This window comes from Variovorax glucosi (assembly GCF_051216695.1).
Lineage (GTDB): Bacteria > Pseudomonadota > Gammaproteobacteria > Burkholderiales > Burkholderiaceae_C > Variovorax.
The window spans coordinates 1-1,266 of the sequence record NZ_JBPJZE010000179.1 but is presented as its reverse complement, the minus strand read 5'-3'; the positions used below and the strand labels follow the sequence as shown (position 1 = coordinate 1,266).

General features: G+C 63.4%; 1 protein-coding gene. It reads right to left on the bottom strand.

The annotated features are described in order from the left end of the window. Nucleotides 1-226: 226 nt before the first annotated feature. Nucleotides 227-1,228: a PDR/VanB family oxidoreductase gene (locus ACSFA3_RS24040; RefSeq protein ID WP_435507907.1), complete on the bottom strand. Its 1,002-nt coding sequence runs from the start codon at nt 1,226-1,228 to the stop codon at nt 227-229. Nucleotides 1,229-1,266 lie beyond the last annotated feature (38 nt).

Genomic DNA, 1,266 nt, shown 5'->3' with positions numbered 1-1,266 from the left:
CGACATTGAAAGCGGACGTGCCGAGAGGCCAGCGGTCGGGATGAGATCGCGTCTTGGCATGTCTTTTCCTTTGAGGGGCGGAACGCGAACCGGGGCTATTTTCAACACTTTGCAACATCCGGCGGAGCAGGCAATCACCTAGCCGGCCACCATCGTTGACCTTTGTTGCGCGATTGCCAAATGAACTGCGCGATCATCGCGCAAGGTGGCTTGCGGAGCGCGCGGGTCAGCTGTCGGCGCGGTAGGCGGAGTCGAGCGTGAGGGTGCCCACGGCGCGCGACACGCAGGCGCAGATGCGCGTGGTGGACTTCTTTTCGTGCTCGCTGAGGAACACGTCGCGGTGATCGATCTCGCCTTCGAGGACGGTGGCGGCGCAGATGCCGCATTCGCCGCGTTTGCAGTCGGCAAGCACGTCGCACCCGTTGTCGAGGAGGCAGTCCAGGATCGATTGATCGGAAGACACGGTGAGCGTCTTGCCGCTTTGCTTGAGCAAGACCTCGAAGGCGCGGTCACCCGTCTGAGCCTCGGGTGCGGAGAAGAGTTCGAACCGGATACGGTCGGACGGCCAGGCTCGGGATTGGGCCTCAGAGAGGATCGCGTCCAGCATGATCTTCGGACCGCAGACGTAGAGGACTTCACCCGCGTCGCAGCCATCAAGCAGTCGTGCAATGTCCAGCGGGGCATTGGCTTCTTCGTCGACGTGGAGCTCCAGCGAGTCCGCGAGCAGCGTACGGAGTTCGGGCACGAATGCCATGAGCTCTCGCATGCGGCCCGCGTACACCATGCGCGCCGCACGGTTCACGCGCTTGAGCTCGGTCGCCATGGAGGCAAGTGGCGTGACGCCGATGCCGCCGGCGACCAAAACGGCCGCTGCCTCGTGATCACGGAGGGGAAAGTCATTCTTGGGCGCCTGCACAGTAACGGAGTCGCCAGCCTTGAGCTGATGCATGTGCTTGGATCCGCCTCGGCCCACATCTTCTCGCCGCACCGCGATGGTGTAGTCGCGGGGAGCAAGCGTCGAGGAACCGGTCGGGTCGAAGCTGATGAGCGAGTAGTGACGCCAGTCGCTTAGGCCAACGCCGAGCTGCACCTGCACCTGGATGTGAGCCCCGGCGCTGAAACTTGGCAGGAGGCCGCCATCCGGCGCTTGAAGGACGATGCGACGAATGAGGGAGTTGAGTTCCTCGGTCGTGGCGACCAAGAGCTGGAGAGTCGAAGGATCGGTCATGGCAGGGTCGGCGCTGAGGGTCGGTAGGTCAATGTCTC

Bases quoted from the DNA above. Each gene is read 5' to 3' on its own strand.
- ACSFA3_RS24040 (WP_435507907.1), bottom strand. From the start codon at position 1,228: ATGACCGATCCTTCGACTCTCCAGCTCTTGGTCGCCACGACCGAGGAA.